This window comes from [Muricauda] lutisoli (nom. illeg.), from assembly GCF_017313105.1.
In the GTDB taxonomy this organism is placed as follows: Bacteria; Bacteroidota; Bacteroidia; order Flavobacteriales; family Flavobacteriaceae; genus Flagellimonas; species Flagellimonas lutisoli.
The window spans coordinates 1070302-1086510 of record NZ_JAFLND010000001.1; the positions used below are offsets into that span (position 1 = coordinate 1070302).

General features: G+C 41.9%; 19 protein-coding genes. 9 read left to right on the forward strand and 10 right to left on the reverse strand.

The window, feature by feature from the left end; translation table 11 throughout:
- Window positions 1-4 precede the first annotated feature (4 nt).
- Window positions 5-865, reverse strand: a complete 861-nt coding sequence (locus J0X13_RS05025; protein WP_207070348.1) for a sigma-70 family RNA polymerase sigma factor — start codon at window positions 863-865, stop codon at window positions 5-7.
- A gap of 291 nt (window positions 866-1156) precedes the next feature.
- Here J0X13_RS05025 and J0X13_RS05030 point away from each other — a divergent pair, with 291 nt between their 5' ends.
- Window positions 1157-1540, forward strand: a complete 384-nt coding sequence (locus J0X13_RS05030) for a hypothetical protein (RefSeq protein ID WP_207070349.1) — start codon at window positions 1157-1159, stop codon at window positions 1538-1540.
- A gap of 113 nt (window positions 1541-1653) precedes the next feature.
- On the opposite strand, the gene J0X13_RS05035 is transcribed toward J0X13_RS05030, so the two are convergent.
- Window positions 1654-2868 carry an FG-GAP repeat domain-containing protein gene (locus tag J0X13_RS05035; RefSeq protein ID WP_207070350.1) on the reverse strand — a complete coding sequence of 405 codons (1215 nt, stop codon included), beginning with the start codon at window positions 2866-2868 and terminating at the stop codon, window positions 1654-1656.
- Window positions 2869-3227: 359 nt separating this feature from the next.
- Here J0X13_RS05035 and J0X13_RS05040 point away from each other — a divergent pair, with 359 nt between their 5' ends.
- Window positions 3228-4673 carry a peroxidase family protein gene (locus tag J0X13_RS05040; RefSeq protein ID WP_207070351.1) on the forward strand — a complete coding sequence of 482 codons (1446 nt, stop codon included), beginning with the start codon at window positions 3228-3230 and terminating at the stop codon, window positions 4671-4673.
- 229 nt (window positions 4674-4902) lie between these two features.
- Complete coding sequence (locus tag J0X13_RS05045; protein ID WP_207070352.1) at window positions 4903-5457, forward strand: hypothetical protein; 555 nt, start codon at window positions 4903-4905, stop codon at window positions 5455-5457.
- A gap of 46 nt (window positions 5458-5503) precedes the next feature.
- On the opposite strand, the gene J0X13_RS05050 is transcribed toward J0X13_RS05045, so the two are convergent.
- Complete coding sequence (locus J0X13_RS05050) at window positions 5504-5731, reverse strand: hypothetical protein (RefSeq protein WP_207070353.1); 228 nt, start codon at window positions 5729-5731, stop codon at window positions 5504-5506.
- A 191-nt stretch (window positions 5732-5922) separates the two neighbouring features.
- Here J0X13_RS05050 and J0X13_RS05055 point away from each other — a divergent pair, with 191 nt between their 5' ends.
- Window positions 5923-6129: a helix-turn-helix transcriptional regulator gene (locus J0X13_RS05055; RefSeq protein ID WP_242535615.1), complete on the forward strand. Its 207-nt coding sequence runs from the start codon at window positions 5923-5925 to the stop codon at window positions 6127-6129.
- A 301-nt stretch (window positions 6130-6430) separates the two neighbouring features.
- Here J0X13_RS05055 and J0X13_RS05060 read toward each other — a convergent pair whose 3' ends face one another.
- Window positions 6431-7801, reverse strand: a complete 1371-nt coding sequence (locus J0X13_RS05060) for an aldehyde dehydrogenase (protein WP_207070354.1) — start codon at window positions 7799-7801, stop codon at window positions 6431-6433.
- Window positions 7802-7904: 103 nt separating this feature from the next.
- On the reverse strand, window positions 7905-8693 hold the full coding sequence (locus tag J0X13_RS05065; protein ID WP_207070355.1) for a hypothetical protein: 789 nt from the start codon (window positions 8691-8693) through the stop codon (window positions 7905-7907).
- 145 nt (window positions 8694-8838) lie between these two features.
- Between J0X13_RS05065 and J0X13_RS05070 the strand changes: the two genes are divergently transcribed.
- A complete protein-coding gene (locus tag J0X13_RS05070) occupies window positions 8839-9309 on the forward strand; it encodes a hypothetical protein (protein WP_207070356.1) in 471 nt (156 codons plus the stop codon).
- 6 nt (window positions 9310-9315) lie between these two features.
- Here the strand turns inward: J0X13_RS05070 and J0X13_RS05075 are convergent, their stop codons facing one another.
- Window positions 9316-10902: a trehalase family glycosidase gene (locus tag J0X13_RS05075; RefSeq protein ID WP_207070357.1), complete on the reverse strand. Its 1587-nt coding sequence runs from the start codon at window positions 10900-10902 to the stop codon at window positions 9316-9318.
- A gap of 86 nt (window positions 10903-10988) precedes the next feature.
- Here J0X13_RS05075 and J0X13_RS05080 point away from each other — a divergent pair, with 86 nt between their 5' ends.
- On the forward strand, window positions 10989-11627 hold the full coding sequence (locus tag J0X13_RS05080; RefSeq protein ID WP_207070358.1) for a GntR family transcriptional regulator: 639 nt from the start codon (window positions 10989-10991) through the stop codon (window positions 11625-11627).
- A gap of 57 nt (window positions 11628-11684) precedes the next feature.
- Window positions 11685-11831 carry a hypothetical protein gene (locus J0X13_RS05085; RefSeq protein WP_207026547.1) on the forward strand — a complete coding sequence of 49 codons (147 nt, stop codon included), beginning with the start codon at window positions 11685-11687 and terminating at the stop codon, window positions 11829-11831.
- On the opposite strand, the gene J0X13_RS05090 is transcribed toward J0X13_RS05085, so the two are convergent.
- The gene (locus J0X13_RS05090; RefSeq protein ID WP_313786397.1) at window positions 11828-12457 is read right to left on the reverse strand and encodes an NTP transferase domain-containing protein; all 630 of its coding nucleotides are present in this window, start codon (window positions 12455-12457) and stop codon (window positions 11828-11830) included. The two genes, J0X13_RS05085 and J0X13_RS05090, sit on opposite strands and share 4 nt — an antisense overlap.
- A 16-nt stretch (window positions 12458-12473) precedes the next feature.
- Window positions 12474-12725, reverse strand: coding sequence for a MoaD/ThiS family protein (locus J0X13_RS05095; RefSeq protein WP_207026546.1), 252 nt, complete (start codon window positions 12723-12725; stop codon window positions 12474-12476).
- Between the two features lie 216 nt (window positions 12726-12941).
- Between J0X13_RS05095 and J0X13_RS05100 the strand changes: the two genes are divergently transcribed.
- Together J0X13_RS05100 and J0X13_RS05105 are read left to right on the forward strand one after the other, a co-directional pair.
- Window positions 12942-14024, forward strand: a complete 1083-nt coding sequence (locus J0X13_RS05100) for a vWA domain-containing protein (RefSeq protein WP_207070807.1) — start codon at window positions 12942-12944, stop codon at window positions 14022-14024.
- Between the two features lie 72 nt (window positions 14025-14096).
- Entirely contained in the window at window positions 14097-15044 is a 948-nt protein-coding gene (locus J0X13_RS05105) for a 3-keto-disaccharide hydrolase (RefSeq protein ID WP_207070359.1), read from the forward strand.
- Between the two features lie 58 nt (window positions 15045-15102).
- On the opposite strand, the gene J0X13_RS05110 is transcribed toward J0X13_RS05105, so the two are convergent.
- On the reverse strand, window positions 15103-15702 hold the full coding sequence (locus J0X13_RS05110) for a 3-keto-disaccharide hydrolase (protein WP_207070360.1): 600 nt from the start codon (window positions 15700-15702) through the stop codon (window positions 15103-15105).
- Between the two features lie 38 nt (window positions 15703-15740).
- Window positions 15741-16205 (reverse strand): hypothetical protein, encoded by a 465-nt coding sequence (locus tag J0X13_RS05115; RefSeq protein ID WP_207070361.1) that lies wholly within the window; start codon window positions 16203-16205, stop codon window positions 15741-15743.
- Window positions 16206-16209: the final 4 nt, after the last annotated feature.

Here is a 16209-nt window from a genome sequence, read left to right on the forward strand (position 1 = left end):
CCCTCTACAAATAGGCTTGTAATACGTGATTGTGCGAACGTCTTCTCAGCATCCGTATGGCTTTTTCCCTAATTTGCCGCGCACGTTCCCTGGTAATACCAAATAGTTCGCCTATCTCACCTAGACTTTTTGGAGTCCGTTGTCCAAGACCATAATAAAGTCGTATAATTTCGCTCTCACGGTCTGGGAGGGTTTTTAATGCTTGGTTAATATCGGCGCTTAGGGAATCCTTTATCATTTGATCATCGGGACTCGAAGCGTTCTTTGATTCTATGACATTGTAAAGGTTGGAAGATTCACCATCCTTAAAAGGCGCATCCATGGACAGGTGTTTTCCTGAATTTTTCATGGCCAGTTTAACCTTGGCGGAAGTCATATCAAGTTCGTTTGCTATTTCCACCGCGCTTGGAGTTCTTTGGTGCGTTTGTTCCAAAGATGAAACGACCTTCTTTATTTTACTTATTTCACCGATTTTATTGAGGGGTAACCGTATCATACGGGAGTTTTGTGAAATGGCCTGTAGAATGGACTGTCTGATCCACCAAACCGCATAGGAGATGAATTTAAATCCCCTTGTTTCATCGAAACGTTTGGCGGCTTTCACCAAACCTATGTTCCCTTCGTTGATCAAGTCGGAAAGTCGTAAGCCACTTCCTTGGTATTGTTTGGCAGTGGACACCACAAAACGCAGATTGGCATTTACTAGTTTATTAAGTGCAGCTTGATCACCTTCACGAATTCTTTTGGCCAGTTCTACTTCTTCTTCCGCAGTTATCAAATCGATTTTGGAAATCTCTTGAAAATACTTTTCCAATGATTTGGTATCCCTGTTCGTAATTTGTTTGGTAATCTTTAGTTGCCTCATATATTAATTTTAGTTTACAATTCCTTATTATAATCTAATACTTTTTTGCAGAAATCCTAGTAAAAAAGGATTTTCTTTGAATATTTAATGGTGTAGTATCCAAATTTGATTTGTTTTTTATTAAAACTGTATACTTTTCTTCCTTTTTCACATGGTAAACCCTCAAAATAGGATACCACCACATTTGTGTTGAAGCTGAAGCATCAGCACAAGAACAAATTACAGGAGATAACCTAATACCCTTGGTTTTCTTCTTTTTTTATACATTGTTCTGTATTCAATCATTGCAATATGAAAATAGCAGGAAGGCTTCTCTTGATGCTTTTATCATTATTGGTCGTATTTCATGTATTGGTACTATTGGATGTGCTACCCTACGATCAAACTTGGGGTGGGTCAATTGAGGACAAATCGCAAGTAATCGCCTATGAGGGATTTGCTATTGTATTGACCCTTGTTTTCATTTTGATGGTTAGCATTAAACTGGATTACCTCAAGATCAAAAGATTACAAAAGGTCGCGGATATGGCGATTTGGATAATGGTAGGCTTTTTTGCCATAAGTCTAATAGGGAACCTAATGGCCAAGGGTGCTATGGAACGAACCATTTTCATCCCTTTATCCATTGTATTGGCATTGTTGAGCTTTGTGTTGGCCGTATCCAAAAGGAAATAAACAAGGTAATGGACGTTCGCCCGAGAAAAGCAAAGCTTGCTCCCCGATCTTGGTGAAAAGTCAATCTAGAACTATCTTAATAAAGGTATGGTTTGGACTGTCTTGTCCAATGTTTATTTTTTGATGCCCAATAGCAGAAAATCCTGTGAACCGCGATTGCTTAAGAAAAGATCGTTGATGCCATCGCCGTTCAGATCCACAAAATCGATATCAAAGCCTCTACCGGATATGCCCTCTGGAATTATTTTCTCAGTTGCCTCAACGAACTTTCCTTTACCATCGTTAAGATAAACGCTGTATGGCGTGTTGCCAGCAAATCGCGCCCCGTTTGTATTTCCGGTCATGATGTCCGGATCACCATCACGATCAATGTCCAAAAAGGCCACCCCAAAACAACGATTGTCATCTTTGGGCAAATGGGTGGCGGTAATATCCGTAAAAAAGCCTTTTCCGTCGTTCAGTAACAACCGGTTTTGCCTCAGGGCATTGTCCACAAAAGCCTGAACATTTCCGTATAGGATGTCCAGATCACCATCCCCATCTATATCCGCTACATCCACTTCGCGGGTTTCCTCGGGTTCACTGCGGTAGGGGAGCCTATCGGAAGATTGATCTTCAAAAAAGCCATTTCCGGTATTGATCAGTATTCTATTGGCATCCTCATTGCCCACTAGAAGATCTTGGTCCCCGTCCGTGTCCACATCGGCAAGGGTAAGGTCCTGTGTAACATCCAAAAATGCACCAAACCGCTCAAGGGTCTCATCTTTAAAATGGCCCGTTCCGTCATTGATCAAGATATTGTTCTGGCCATTGTTGCCTATTAAAATATCGGGGGCACCATCGGAATTGATATCAAAAACAACTACCGAATTGGAAGTTCCGGTCACCGGAATCCTGTCCCCACCATCGCTGAACGTGCCATCACCATTGTTCAGGTAGAGTTCATTGGTCTTGTCGTCTTCACTGACCACGATGATGTCCAGGTCGCCATCCAAGTCAAAATCGGCAAAACCGATATCCTCACTATCATGATCTACCTGAGGTATCCGCAAGGCACTCTCGTTAGTGAAGCTCCCTTTCCCGTTATTGATGAGCAGGATGTTGGGCCTGTGCTCATTGGCAATCAAAATATCCATGTCCCCATCCTGGTCCAAATCAGCGATTCCGGCATCCATGCTGAGCAGTTGTAGGTCTTTGTAAGGCAAATGTGATGTGGTGACGTCTGTGTAGAAAGCGGTCGAACCAGCAGGGGTTCCTTCGTTCTGTTGGGCATGACCGGTCTGCAAAACCACAAAGGCCAAGCTCAACAGTATCATTTTCTTGTACATGGGTGTTTTTTAGAGATCCGCTACTAATATAAGGTATTTGCACTTCGGCTTGTACTATAATGTGCCAAGAGCGAAGCCGAAGGGGAGTGGGGGAGGTGGAAGTGTAATAAATGGGTAAAAACCCCAGAATTTTTAAGGTTTTTCTGCAATGGGAAGTGAGAATCAATTTCTAACTTACATTGCTCCAAGTTATTGACTTCCTACGACTTACTTCCCCCGTTATTCTTTCACCTTATGGGTGCACAGTATTTCCCTTCATCATTAAAAGATTTTGTCTTTTGATTTTTGAAGGTCTGCCTAAAGGCATGAAACCATTTTTCCCCCAATTAAAAACAATACTAATTAAACAAGCAACAATCATGAAAAACAATCACGGAAGACACAGCTTTTACGGAAAAAATGAGTTATGTACATTCAATTCATACGGGGAAGAATCCATCGGTAGGTTTGGACGTATGTTTAGGGAAGTTTCGCCTTTGTATGTCAACCCTTTAGAACTGGCCAAATTGGGAGCCCCGGGGGGACCTATGGAGGCTACCAATGCTGAATTGACCTCTGATGTACCCTTGGGTATGATCTTTTTTGGTCAATTCGTAGATCACGATATTACATTTGACACCCAAACCAATTTCAGCAGTATCAATAATCCGAGGGAAATTGAAAATACCCGTACCGCTACGTTGGATTTGGACTGTATTTTTGGTGGAGGTCCAGAGGATGAACCTTTTTTGTATGATAAGCCTGATGGTAGGGGACTTTATCTATTGACAGGAAAAACCAACCAGAATCAAGGTCAGGCTGCCAATCTGGAAAAACATGACCTGCCTCGAACAGGCACCGAAACAGCCATTATCGGAGACCCAAGAAACGATGAAAATAGGGTGATTTCACAGTTCCAATTGGCCATGATCCGGTTTTACAATGCAAATTACGATGCCATAAAGAATGCAGATCCCCATAAGACATCGGATGAGATTTATGAAGAAGCGCGGCAACTCGTCACGTGGCACTATCAGTGGGTTGTAGTGAACGAGTTTTTGCCCCTATTGTGCGGATCAAAATTGGTAAGTGAAATATTGGGCGCCGGTCGCAAGTTCTACAAGCCGTGCCACAGTGCCTTCATTCCTGTGGAGTTTTCGGTGGCTGCCTATCGTTTTGGCCATTCCATGATCAACCAACAACTTAAGTTGAAGCCGTCGGGCGATGTACACAGTATCTTTTCCAGTGAGTTCGGACGGGGCTTTGAAAAGATAAAGAACCAAAAACAAATAGTGGAGTGGGAGGCCTTGTTCGATTTTGACGGCAATTACCAACGTGCAGAAAAATTGGACACCCAGCTCGCGGCCATTTTGCTCAACCTCCCCTTTATCGATTCCACCAACCCCGCTGATAAATCGCTGGCGACTAGAAATTTGCGTAGGGGCCAAAGCTTTTTATTGCCTTCTGGGGAATCCGTAGCCGCTTGTATGGAACGTGACGAAGGCGAAATCAATGATGTAAAGAACCTAATTCGAAATGTATCGCAAGCACATAATATTAATCTGGACAATGGGACTCCGCTCTGGTTTTACATTTTAGCCGAGGCAGAGGAGATTGGAAGGATTGACAATGGTGGCAGCAAACCTGGCGAAGGTTTAGGTCCGGTAGGTGGTTCCATTGTGGCAGAAACGCTCATCGGCTTGTTGGAAATGGATGAAGAATCTTATTTGGGACATAATCGGGATTGGTCGCCCACTTTGGGGACAAACGGTGTATTTACCATGAAAGATTTACTCACTATAGCGAATACAGCAGTGGAATTGTAATGTAATTTGGGGGTAAGGGACCGGTAATTATAAGGGACAACCTAGAATCTTTAAGGGTTTCCCATAGTGGATTTTCAGCGGCAACAGCTATCTTTTTGGTCTGCAAAAATTATTGACTTACCCCTTCTATTTACTGCCCCCTGTGAAATATCCTATAATGGGTGTTGCTCGTATTATCAATACCAAAACAGTTTACTCAAAAAAAAATTAAATAATTCAATATAAAATTATGGCTGGTAAGTTTAAATTCACATTTTTCCTTTTTTGTATGGTTTCCATGTTATCCTCTTCTCAAGAGAAGGATAACCTGGTGGAACTCTTGACCGAGGTTAATTTGCAAATCGAAACCAAAGTTTTAACAGATTACTGCAACTGTAATGACAAGAAGCAATTCATTGAGTCGTACCAACAAGTTGCCATCAAATTCAATAAAATAATAAATAAGCATATGGCTAATTTGTCTGTGTTAAAAACGAGAAAGTCATTAGATGAATTTGGTCGAATCAATAACCCGGATTTTGTCGCAAATGATCTTTCCTTAAAAAATGCTTTAAATGAATTAAAAAAGTTCCAAAATCAGAATTGCGACAATAACAAAGCCTTTTGGCCCGCCGCAATAACAATTGCTGAAATTACAGGAATAGCCAACTCAGTCATTGGTCTAATTAATGAAGGAAAAAAAAGAAGGGATGCGCAGCGGGATAAACTAATTGCAATATTGGAAACTTTAAAGATTCCAAGCATTCAGAATTATAAATGCGAAAAGGACAGTAAGCTAGATTAACTGGTAAAAGATACAGTTCAGCCCATGAAAATGAATGGATTGGATTTTAAGCAGAAATGATTTGCTCCATATGGATTTTTAGAACAGCTTCCTTGAGCTCCATAAGCACATGACACACATTTTGGCGCTCCGTTGCTGAAAAAGCATCTACAGGAAGGTAATGGAACATATAAATGGCCTTGTCCAACCATTGGACAAAGGAAAGCAGGTCTCCTTCGTGGCAATGTTCAAAGTAGGAGATAAGGGGGAGTAGGTTAATCTCTTTGGGAATCATATGACTGTCAGTATAAAGTTATTAACAACTAGAGGTTAACCATGACTTTTATTTATATAAAAAAGAATTAAATAAAGTTAAGATAAACTTATATAAAAATATTTTAAGAACAAAGTGTTGGTTATATAAATGAAAGTTGAAGTTACACTTTAACAAGCCTGAATTATATCTTGTAGTATCTAAACAATATCATGGCAGATAGAATTAACAGGATAAAAGAAGTGTTGGTAATCCAAGGAAAGTCACAAGTTTGGCTTGCAGAGAAACTTGGAAAAAGCACAACTTCAATAACCGCTATCTGCAACAACAAATCCCAACCGCATTTAAAAGATCTTAAAAAGATTGCTGAAATTCTTGATGTGGATATTCGAGAGCTTTTGGTTTCTACAAAAGGGTAAGTTTTAGCAGTAAAAAAACTCTAGTGTTTAATGCAGATTGCTTTGACATCCGTGGCGAATAAAATTATCCAGTGGATGATTTTATTTGATGGCGAGATGAAGCGTTGGACTTAGTAGCAGAATTTCTTTTACATAATGTCATTTCCGATATGAGCCTAAAGGCAGTCATATCTGATATTATATAAAATAGCGAGCTATACAGAAATTCTGAGCAATTTACTATATGTTAACATTTGTACTATAATTTATGTTATGTAAAATAGAAAATGTTAAACTCCACTACCCAAAGGTGCAAAACCCATTAAAATAAATGCTTTATTCGCTTTATCCAACCTATGGGAATGGTATACGGCGGATATCGCAATGGTACATCCAACCAGGTGCCTCTTTTGGAAATCGCTTTGTGATGGGAAAATAGATCAAACGTATATTTTCCGTGGTAACCGCCAATTCCTGACCGGCCCACGCCGCCAAACGGTAAATCCTTATTGCTGATGTGTACCACGGTATCGTTGATGGTTCCGCCACCAAAGGAATAATGGTCCATCAACCGTTTTTGAAACTTTTTGTTGCCCGAAAACACATAAAACGCCAGCGAATTCGGGTATTTGGAAATATAGGTGTCCAGTTCGCTTTCATCCTCATAACTGATGATCGGCAATATGGGACCGAATATCTCGCCTTCCATAATGGTACTGTCCAGTTCGGGTTCATCCACTAATGTGGGTGCTATATATTGGTCTTCGTCCTTAAAATCCCCTCCAAACAACACCTGCTGTCCTTCAAGCATTGCTTTAAGTTCCTCGTAGTGTTTATGGGTCGCTATTCGGGCAAAATCGTTGGATGCTTCTATGTGTTGGCCATAAAACTCCGTGATATGCTGTTGGATATGGTTCACCAGGGCATCTTTTACGCTTTTGTGCACCAATATATAGTCTGGCGCAATACAGGTTTGCCCTGCATTGATCAATTTTCCCCATGCAATTCGTTTGGCGGCCAGTTTTATGGTAGCCGTTTCGTCCACAATACAGGGATTTTTGCCGCTCAGTTCCAGGGTAACGGGAGTTAAGTGCTCGGCAGCGCTTTTATAGACGATCTTGCCCACTTTGGTACTTCCCGTAAAAAAAATGTACTCCCATTTTTCGGCCAGTAATTGGGTAGCGACCTCTACTCCACCCTCAACCACCGTAACGTATTCGGGCGGAAACACTTTGTTAATGATCTGTGCAAGCATCTTGGAGGTATGCGTACTGAACTCCGATGGTTTTATGATGGCCGTGTTCCCTGCCGCCAATGCACCGATCAAAGGGGAAATGGCCAACATGAACGGATAGTTCCAAGGGGAAATAATGAGCACCTTTCCATAAGGCTCGGGCTGTATCCATTCCTTAGCGGGAAAATTGGACCAAGAGGCCGAAACCCGCTCAGGTCTGCTCCAGGCATCCATGTTTTTTATGGCGTGCTTTAGTTCGGCCAGTGCCAATTGGGTCTCGGTGGCCAGGCTCTCGAACTTTGGTTTTTTAAAATCGGCATACAGTGCATCACAAATGGCATCTTCTTGTGCTACAATCTCTTGCTGCAGTTTTTTGAGATACTGTTTTCTAAAGCCGACATCCTTGGTTTTCTGTGTGGCAAAAAAGTCGTTTTGGGCAGCCACCAATTCCTTCACCATAAACTGATTGTTTCTTTAAATATAACCAAACTAAACAGGAATGCTATCAAAATAAAAAAGCACCAGGGTTACTGGCGCTCTTTCATATATATTTTGCAGGAAATTACAAAGTAATCTCTTCGGTAGCTCCGTTCGGATAAATGATGGTGGCCACATTGTCGCACTCTCCGCTTCCGAAATCAACGGTAACGGCCAATCCATTTTTGGATACGGTCATGGAACCAGTGGTTATATATTCACAGGAGGCGTTTCCTTGAAGGTCTTCCAAGGTGGTTACGGCATAGGTGTTTCCATCGGCCTCTACGGTCCAATTACCGGAAAGACTAAAAACAGTGGTTTCCAAAGAATCACCAAAAGTAATGCCGAACGTTTTGGTGCCGTTTTCGGAAATAATACTGCCGTCTTCCATTTCTACGGACATATCGCTCACCACCGTAAAGGAAACGGATGTTTGGTCTCCACTTGCGGTGATTTCGTAACTTCTTGTTCCGTTTATTTTAACGGTGCCCACATAAAAATCCTGATAGGTCGCTGTAAAAGAGGAAGCCTCCTGCCCTGCTTCATACGTTACGGTAACGGTTCCGTTTACATTGTCCGTTCCGTTGAGCACGCAATTGTTAAAGGTTGCCACAAATCCGGTTTCGGTATACTCGGCCATATAACAATCCCCTTCTTTTGCTGTGGACATTTTGGCCGAACTTCCTACAAAAAGTTCTGCCAGAGTAGTATCCGCAGCTCCTGCGATTTCATCGGTGGTCAAAATAGTTCTTAATTCCGCTTGGGTAAGTTCTTCGCCTTCACCTAGCATGGCGTCTTCGCTACAGGACTGAAAACCAATGAGCGTGGCACCAATGAAAGCAATCGATAAGATTTTTTGGGTAAGTTTTTTCATTTTATCGGTTTATTATTTATGATGAACTAACGAGTTTCCGCGAATTTTAGTGCTTTAAAATATTCCTGATCGATGAAATGCGGGGGCAATTCAAATAATATTCTTGAAATTGTAGTATTTTCATCAAAACCTAAAAAGGGATTTCATGAAAAATATCAAGTCGTTTTTTGTTTACCTCTCCATAGTCCTGATGGTTGTTTCATGTAGTGATGACGATGGCGGCAGCGGTGGTTTTTCCAGTGCGGAGCTTGTAGGTACCTGGGATTTGGTTGCGGTAAACGTGAGTTCAGCTGTGGATGTTAACGGAGATGGGAGCTCGTCGAAAAACTTATTGGATGAAGAGGATTGCATCGTAGGGTCCATTGTTTTACGAGATGACACCACGTATCAATTTGAACTATCAAATTTTAATCTTACCCCAATAACCAACAACCAATATGCTGTGCAGTGTTCAGGAGCATCACGTGCCACTGGCGCTTGGGCCAGCGATGGAACGGAGATTGTTTTCCAGGGCAGTTCCTTATTGGGAACATTGCAATTGAGCAACAATACCATGATCAAAGTAGTGGCCAGCGAACTGCCGGGAATCGCTACGTATGTTTACGAACGTAGGTAGTTGGCTTTAGTTTGGGCGATTCAAATCCTCCAATATTTTTTTAAATCCCAAGGCCACACCGTTGGTCCAACCAAAACCATCCTGTGTAGGGTACTCCCCTCCTCCGGAAAGTAGGGACAAATCCTCTACGTTGTATTTCTCCATCATTTTGCCTGTGTTGGCGTAAACCTTTTCGTTGAGCGTCAACCATCGTGTCATAATTTCCTTGGCCTCGTCCACATAGCCATAGTTCAGCAATCCGTTGACGGCCAACCATTGCAAAGGTGCCCAACCGTTCGGTGCGTCCCATTGTTGCCCACTGTGCTCCAATGTGGTGACCAACCCACCTTCTTTTAAAAAGGTATTCATGATCACATCTTTGACTTTTGCTGCTTGGTCTGGAGTGGCAATTTCAAAAAATAAAGGGGTAACACCTGCCAAGGTAAGTTGAGGGGTCATGGAATTGTCCTCAACATTGTAATCGAAATAAAACCCTTCGGTTTCGTTCCAAAAATACGCTTGAATCACGGCCGCTCTAGTTTCGGCCAAAGCCAAATAGCGTTGTTGGGATGCTTCGTCACCTTTTAAGCCATGGGCCTTGGCTATTGTTTTTTCCATAAAATAAAGCAGACAATTAAGGTCTACGGGCAATATGGAAATGGTTTCCGTGGAGGCAAGTCCCCCTGCTTCACCAAACCATCTGCTGCTAAAATCCCAACCCGATGCGGCGGCAGAACGTAAATTTTTATAAAGCTGTTGTTTTAACGAATCTGATTCCAAATTTTCGGCAAGCAGATAATCTTCTTTATACGATTCGGGTCGAGGCGTATTGCCAGCATCCCAATATCGGTTCAAGGTGTGCCCGTCCCCAAGGTTCACCACCCGTTTTGTTGGATTTAGGCTATCCCCTACTTCGGCTCCGTCCATCCAATAGTTGTACTCTTTGGTCATTTGCGGAAGGTATTCGAGCAGTAATGTTTCATTGTCATGGGCAATGGCATCCACCATCAAGGAAAAATAAGGTGGTTGCGAACGTGTTTTGTAATAATCTCGAGTGCCATTGGGGATGAATCCCAAGGAATCTATCAAAAACGCAAAATTGTTTACCATTCCTTGGGCGACTTCCTCTTCACCATCTACCATAAGTCCTTCCAGGGTAAAATAACTGTCCCAATAATAGATTTCCTGAAAACGTCCTCCGGGAACAACATAGTTGTACGGAAGGGCAATACGGGATGAATTGGCAATGACACTATCCGGGCTTCGCTTTAAAATATCCCACATATTAGAGATATGTTCGTACATGTTTTTGGTGGTGTCCAGCTTAAACTGAAGCCCTTCCAGGGATTTGTTCTCAAAATTTTTGAGCACAAAACTATCTAGTCTAAATCCCTGATTATCTTTAGTGTTAAGGTACTCTTCCTCAAGTGTTGCTATATCCTTTTTGGGAACCAGGTCCACAAAGGTTTTGGAATCCTCAAAAACACCGGACATCTGCACAGCCTTGAACAATTCTGTTTCGTAGAGGCCGATAGGTTCTTTTTTGGTGGTTTCGGATTGTTTACATGCCACAATAAACAATGGTACCAATAGACCCAACAACAGTTTTTTCATGATTTTTAGAATTTTATAGGCTTAAATATATAATAATAAGCCCAATAGAATTCCGTTTAATCGTATACGATTTCTATTTTAGTACCATGGGCAAAAGACATGTTTTAAGGGACAGCATCAAGGAACATCTGTTGTTTCAGATACAAAAGGGTGAATTACAGGTGGGCAAGACCATTAATTTGGCAGCGCTTTCCAGAGCTACGGGGATTAGCGTCACCCCTATTCGCGAAGCCTTGAGCCAATTGGAGCATGCGCAGGTGTTGCAAGCCGTTCCCAATCGAGGTTTTGTGGTGGCAAAGCTTTCCAAGACCGAAGTCAAGAACCTTATCGAAATTGTGGCCCAGTTGGAAGTAATGGCCGTGGAGCAATCCGAGTTCAAACCAGAAGAAATGGAAGTTTTGGCCAAACTGCATTCTGAAATGGAGGCTACCACAACTATTTCGGAAGGACTGAGGGCCCGATTCAATTTCCATAATCATTTGGTACAACATTGCACCAATAAAGTGTTGTTGCAAATTTTGAAGGACCTTAAACTTCGACTCCATTTTTACGAATACGATTTTATACAAGATTTTGAATTCTTCAAAAAGCTGAATACCCAGACCCGTTCAGTTGTGGAGGCGATCCAACAAGACAATGTACCTACAGCGGCCTTGATCCTGCGAATGCATTGGATGTCGATTTTAGAGCATATCGAAGCACAAATTCACGTTAAAAATGGTTAATCTTCTGATTGTCAAAATAAAATAACGCTAATTTCGTTTTAGGAAAAATAGTTCACAATGAATTACCTGAACAAAGAAATAGAAACACGGACCAAGCGAAAGAAATCCAAATCACTTGTAAAAAGACAGATTTCTTGTGGAACTTTTCAAGATTTGGAGACTTTGGATTTGGACGGTCATAAAAGTAGGGCCACTAAAATCTAGCTTCCCTCCCGCTCCAACAATTTCTTTTTTACAATGTCATGATCCAACACCGAATTGGCATTGAAAAGTACTTGGTCATCTTTTGCATGCACCAAGGTACTATCTGTATTCATCAAAAATTTTTTTGGGCTTTTTTGATCGGAGTTTTGCAAAAAGGCTTTGGCCTTTTCCAATCCTTTGGGCTCCCAAATACAGGCCAATGGTTCCGGTTCCCCAGTCTCGGGACTTACAAAGGCGGTCGCGGACGTATCGGGCTGTCTTTTCACTACCAGTTGTTGCAAAGCTTCCAAAGTCATCAAAGGAAGATCACAGGCCAGCACAAGCCAGCCCACATCGGGATATGCATCAAAAGCACTTAATATACCATTAAAAGGACCCTTGTACCTGTTTTGGTCCACGATGGTCTTGAACCCTTTTGGTACGGTTTCCAACTGTTGTTCCCTAATACTTAAGAATACCTTATCGCATACTTGGTCAAGGAGGTTGTACACGTACTCACGTTGTGGGATGCCATGGTAATCCAACAGCCCTTTGTCCCTCCCCATCCGGGTACTGGCGCCACCCGACAACACCAACCCAAATAATTTGGATGTATTTTCACTTGATGATGTGGATTTTGGCTTCACAATGATGGTTTACATATCATACCCGTGGCGGCGGAATGAGTGCAATTTCGTCGTAGGAGTTTATTTGATCATTATCCGAAGCGTAATTTTGGTTCACGGCAACGGTCACCTTGGAGATGGATTTGAGTTCCGGGTATGTATGTTCAAGAAACTTTTTAAGCTCTCCTACCGTATTTGGAATTTTTTTGCCGCTTAGGCTAGCTGTAGGAACAGAAAGCGTTGGGGTTCCGATAATATCTTTGGTAGCTCCGAACAAAAGTATTGTCATAGTTTCAACCTATTAGTGTTATTGTTTGCTTTGATTTTTGGTTAGATAGGTCGGTAGGTTTTGTTGAGGGTGAAAATATTAAAAATTGATGGGAACCCTATCATTTTAACAAGTGCAAATTTCTTTTAACTTTTCTTTAGTTTAATTCTTTGGATCATGCATACTTTTCCGTCTTATTCCACGTTGTGCATGGTGGACCTTAACTTTAAAATGAAAATGAAACACATACTTCAATTTACAATCCTATTATCATTTAGCCTTATTTTGTTTTCCTGCGGAAACGCGGATGATGATGTCAGTTTTGACATAAACGACAGGGAACTTGGCCTTGGTGAAGAACCTGATGATTGCCTTGGATTTGGAGAGAATGAATTGTTGCTGTCCATTCAGGATGAATTTACGACCTTGCCCGGAAAGGTTTCCATACTATTTCGGGTATCGGATTTAATGGGCAATCCCATTTCGGGCCTGTCCGCAGACCAATTTTCCATTTACGAACAAGGTAGAAACGATGACTGTTTCAATTCCATATCCTCTTCGGAATCCTTTGCGCGAATTTCCCCAAACTCACAGGTGTTCAACAACAACACCCTATTGGTGCTGGATTTGAGCAATAGTGTATTGGAGGGTAGTTTGGATGAGTTAAAAGCGGCCACTACGAGCTTTATCAACAATGTAATGCCATCACCAGGCTCGGAATCTTATAGAATGGCCATTTATTGGTTCGATGGTGAGGACGAGCTTCATTTGTTGAACCCGTTGACATCATCGGCTGCCGAATTAACCGCGTCCGTAGACGGAATAACTGCCGATATCAGCAACGATCCATCAACGGATCTATATGGTGCTGTGATAAAATCAACAAACATCGCAGCCGATCTGTTGGCCGAGAATGCCGAAGTCATCAATGCGGCATCAGTGGTATTGTTCACCGATGGAACCGACCAAGCATCTCGCTACAGGGAATCCGACGCCCTACGTGCCGTTGAGGAAGCAGATAGAAACATCTCCTTCTTCACCATTGGATTAGGTGCCGAAATCGACACCGAAGTGTTAACTGAAATTGGAAAGACCGCTAGTGTATTTGCCAGTAATTCTCAAGAATTGGAAAATACCTTCAACGAAATCTCGCAACGGGTGGAAGAACAGGCAGGCAGCTATTACCTGTTCGAATATTGTACCCCAAAACGTGATGGTAGCGGTGAAAGCAACTTGGTGATCCAGCTTGCACACAATGGACTCCAAGGAGCCGTACAGACCAAGTTCAGCGCCAATGGCTTCACTGGAGGTTGCGAATAGATCAAGCGCTTCTGGAATCAGTTAATTTTTGGATTATACGTATCTTGTTCTTCAATTTAACTAAACATACGTATGAATACCCAAAGAAAAACAGTTTACACTTTTATTTGCGCCTTACTTTTAGGTTTTACAAGCCATATATACGCCCAGCAAATCAGTCCGTTAGAAGGCCGATGGGACCTGGAAATGGATTTTATGGGGAAGACCTCCCCTTCTTGGTTGGAAATTAGACATTCGGGAACTGCTACACTCGTAGGCCGTTTTGTTTTTGCTTTTGGTAGCGCAAGGCCCGTTGCCGAAGTAAAAACTTTTGGTGAGAACAAATTCACTTTTAGTATTCCCAACCAATGGGAACCAAAGGGTAGCGATATGATTTTCCACGGTGAGCTGGACGGTGATACATTAAAGGGAACCATGATTTATACCGATGGTTCCATTATTCATTGGACCGGTGTAAAAGCTCCAGAATTGGAGTACACGGAAAATCCAAAATGGGGAAAGACCATTGATGTTTTCAACGGTAAAGATCTTTCGGGATGGCACGTGGATGGAGAAAAGATCCAATGGGTAGTAAAAGATGGTATTTTGACCAGTCCAGAGTCCGGTTCCAACTTGATCACCGATGAAAAATTCCAAGATTTTAAACTGCACGTGGAATTCCGCTACCCCGAAGGAAGCAACAGTGGCATTTACCTGCGTGGACGTTATGAGGTTCAGATTGTGGATAGCGAAGGGTACGAACCTTCCGATATTTACCTAGGTGGTGTATACGGCTTTTTGGAGCCGAATGAAAATGCATCCAAGCCAGCGGGTGAATGGCAGACCTACGATATCACTTTAATTGGACGAAGGGTCACCGTAACGCTGAATGGGAAAACTGTAATTTCCGATGCCACCATCCCTGGAATTACAGGAGGTGCTTTGGACAGTAAGGAGGGAGAACCAGGTCCGTTCATGATTCAGGGGGACCACGGCCCTATTGAGTACAAAAGCTTTGAAGTAACCCCTTTGAAAAATTAGGAGTTATTGTTTTAGAGATAAAAAAGCCCGATTTGAAAATCGGGCTTTTCTTTTGTTGTTAATCCAAAGGAACTAGTTCAATATTGCGCCATTTTACTCGAATACCACCTCCATCGTGTATCTGGAGCGCAATGGCACCTTCGCCTTCCCCAATTTTTTCATCTTCCAAATGAACCATTTCCACTCCATTGAGCCAAGAAGTGACTTCAGGGCCTTTCACCCGAATTTTCATGGTGTTCCACTCCCCCATTTTTAATGCCTTGTCTTTTTCGGGGTCGGGCTTTATCAACCAACCACGACCGTAGGATTCATAAATACCACCCGTATCTTTTCCTGGAGGGGCCACTTCAACCTGCCAGCCACTTACTTTATTGCCTTCAAAAGTGGATCGGATAAAAACACCACTATTGCCATCGGCCTCTTGTTTAAATTCCAAGGTCAACTCAAAATCCTTGTAGAATTTTTCCGTGGATAAATAACCGTACTCACCTTTTGGGCCACTCTCGCAGATGAGTTCGCCATCCTCCACAAACCATTTTTCTTCTCCGTGATTGACCCAACCATCCAGGTTCTCCCCATTAAAAAGAGCAATGGGTTCTTGTGCAAAAGTCAATTGTGCCATCAACAGGCAAAGTCCTACCAAAATTTGTTTTTTCATTTGATTTAAAATAAGGTTGTTTGTTAATTTTTGGTTTTCTATTTGTTCAGCAGAAAAGGGGAATAATCCCCTCCCGATTTTTTAAGGATATTACTTTGAAAAGAGATGATCCTATTGTTTTCAATAATAATGGGCAATGCTATTTCTCCACTACAGATAATAAAATAGACTTGTTTAAATTTCGAATAATTTTTTACGTATTGATGAAAAGTACTCAAGCTGGAATTTTTAGCTTCATCATAGCTTAACACTTCGTAATCCATGTTGCAATCATCCACTAATTCCTTCCTCATATATATAAAGTACTTTTCTAAAAACGCCAGATAGTTAGGCTTGGACCTAACTTCTTCACCTAGACCGTGAAATTCTTCAATGTTGTTGATTTTACCAGAAACAACCAATTCATAAACAAAGTTATTGATCAGAAGTTTTGATTGATCTTGGGCACAACCGTAGAACAATACAACCGCCAAAAAACTTAAGAAAATCGCTCTTGTTTTCATATTG

Bases quoted from the DNA above. Each gene is read 5' to 3' on its own strand.
- J0X13_RS05025 (WP_207070348.1), bottom strand. From the start codon at position 865: ATGAGGCAACTAAAGATTACCAAACAAATTACGAACAGGGATACCAAA.
- J0X13_RS05030 (WP_207070349.1), top strand. From the start codon at position 1,157: ATGAAAATAGCAGGAAGGCTTCTCTTGATGCTTTTATCATTATTGGTC.
- J0X13_RS05035 (WP_207070350.1), bottom strand. From the start codon at position 2,868: ATGTACAAGAAAATGATACTGTTGAGCTTGGCCTTTGTGGTTTTGCAG.
- J0X13_RS05040 (WP_207070351.1), top strand. From the start codon at position 3,228: ATGAAAAACAATCACGGAAGACACAGCTTTTACGGAAAAAATGAGTTA.
- J0X13_RS05045 (WP_207070352.1), top strand. From the start codon at position 4,903: ATGGCTGGTAAGTTTAAATTCACATTTTTCCTTTTTTGTATGGTTTCC.
- J0X13_RS05050 (WP_207070353.1), bottom strand. From the start codon at position 5,731: ATGATTCCCAAAGAGATTAACCTACTCCCCCTTATCTCCTACTTTGAA.
- J0X13_RS05055 (WP_242535615.1), top strand. From the start codon at position 5,923: ATGGCAGATAGAATTAACAGGATAAAAGAAGTGTTGGTAATCCAAGGA.
- J0X13_RS05060 (WP_207070354.1), bottom strand. From the start codon at position 7,801: ATGGTGAAGGAATTGGTGGCTGCCCAAAACGACTTTTTTGCCACACAG.
- J0X13_RS05065 (WP_207070355.1), bottom strand. From the start codon at position 8,693: ATGAAAAAACTTACCCAAAAAATCTTATCGATTGCTTTCATTGGTGCC.
- J0X13_RS05070 (WP_207070356.1), top strand. From the start codon at position 8,839: ATGAAAAATATCAAGTCGTTTTTTGTTTACCTCTCCATAGTCCTGATG.
- J0X13_RS05075 (WP_207070357.1), bottom strand. From the start codon at position 10,902: ATGAAAAAACTGTTGTTGGGTCTATTGGTACCATTGTTTATTGTGGCA.
- J0X13_RS05080 (WP_207070358.1), top strand. From the start codon at position 10,989: ATGGGCAAAAGACATGTTTTAAGGGACAGCATCAAGGAACATCTGTTG.
- J0X13_RS05085 (WP_207026547.1), top strand. From the start codon at position 11,685: ATGAATTACCTGAACAAAGAAATAGAAACACGGACCAAGCGAAAGAAA.
- J0X13_RS05095 (WP_207026546.1), bottom strand. From the start codon at position 12,725: ATGACAATACTTTTGTTCGGAGCTACCAAAGATATTATCGGAACCCCA.
- J0X13_RS05100 (WP_207070807.1), top strand. From the start codon at position 12,942: ATGAAACACATACTTCAATTTACAATCCTATTATCATTTAGCCTTATT.
- J0X13_RS05105 (WP_207070359.1), top strand. From the start codon at position 14,097: ATGAATACCCAAAGAAAAACAGTTTACACTTTTATTTGCGCCTTACTT.
- J0X13_RS05110 (WP_207070360.1), bottom strand. From the start codon at position 15,702: ATGAAAAAACAAATTTTGGTAGGACTTTGCCTGTTGATGGCACAATTG.
- J0X13_RS05115 (WP_207070361.1), bottom strand. From the start codon at position 16,205: ATGAAAACAAGAGCGATTTTCTTAAGTTTTTTGGCGGTTGTATTGTTC.